We start from the raw sequence: 1177 nt of genomic DNA, 5'->3' as shown, positions 1-1177 counted from the left end.
TGTCCCGTCCTGAATAAGGTTTACACCTCCCATCCCGAATTTCCGGAGAGTCAGATGGAGCAAGGTGTAAAGCGCACACAGCGAGATTACTCACTGTCTTTTAAATTGGCGGTGGTTGATCAGATTGAAAAAGGCGAGATGACCTACGGCCAGGCCCAGGAACGGTATGGCATCCAGGGCCGGTCGACGGTTCTGGTATGGTTGCGTAAGCACGGTCGGCAGGATTGGAGCCAAGGGGCATCGATCCGAGTCGAGAGGAGCTGCGCGATGTCTGACCCCAAACCGCTCACTCCAGAGCAGCGAATCAAAGAGCTTGAGCAGCAGCTTGAGCTGATGAGCCAGAAGGCCCAGTTCTTCGAGACGGTCGTTGATGTTCTGAAAAATGACTATGGTGTTTCGGTCGTAAAAAAGCGATCCGGCAAGTCCTCTCGCAAGGCCAAGTCGCAGGACTGAGCATTGCCAGGGCTTGTCAGTTTCTAGGCATCAGTCGACAGGCATACTACAAACGCAACCGAGCCGCTGATGGCAAAGAACGTCAGGCAGACCGGGTGGTTGAGTTTGTACAGCAAGTCCGAATGCGCCAGCCCCGTCTGGGTACCCGCAAGCTGCACTATCTGCTGCATTGCCAACCTGACAGACGATTCCAGGTCGGCCGAGATAGGCTATTCCAGGTCTTGGGAGAGCGCCGTTTGCTCGTACTGCCTAAGCGGGCCTACCACAAGACAACACAAAGCTTTCATCGCTTCTACCGCCATCCCAACTTACTCAAGCCTGGGCCAAGCCAGATTGTTCCGACAAGGCCGGAACACGTCTGGGTGGCCGACATTACTTACCTGCCCGCACGTAACGGCCCGCTATACCTGAGCCTGATAACGGATGCGTACTCCAGGAAAATCGTTGGCCACCACGTCCATGAAAGCCTGCATGCGGAATCGGTGGCGCAAGCTTTCAAGCAGGCATTGCGCAAGCGACGTCATCGCCAGCCATTAGTCCACCATTCGGATCGAGGCATCCAATACTGCTCGGCTCTATACCAGTCACTGCATCAACGGCACGGCGTTCAGTGCTCCATGACCGATGGGTATGACTGCTACCAGAACGCGCTGGCCGAGCGAATCAACGGAATCCTCAAGATGGAGCTGCTGTTGAGTAGTCCTGCAGATCTGGAGCAAGCGAG

General features: G+C 55.5%; 1 protein-coding gene. It reads left to right on the top strand.

The genetic code is table 11. From position 1 onward, the window contains the following. Nucleotides 1-54: 54 nt before the first annotated feature. A protein-coding gene (locus ABEH27_RS25645; RefSeq protein WP_346616243.1) for an IS3 family transposase occupies nt 55-1177 on the top strand; the annotation gives its coding sequence in 2 pieces (ribosomal slippage) (nt 55-403 and nt 403-1177; 1124 coding nt annotated over the 2 pieces). This gene is flagged as partial in the annotation.

Source organism: Pseudomonas sp. P39-UII1 (assembly GCF_039672635.1).
GTDB lineage: Bacteria > Pseudomonadota > Gammaproteobacteria > Pseudomonadales > Pseudomonadaceae > Aquipseudomonas.
This window is presented reverse-complemented; position numbering and strand designations above follow the sequence as displayed.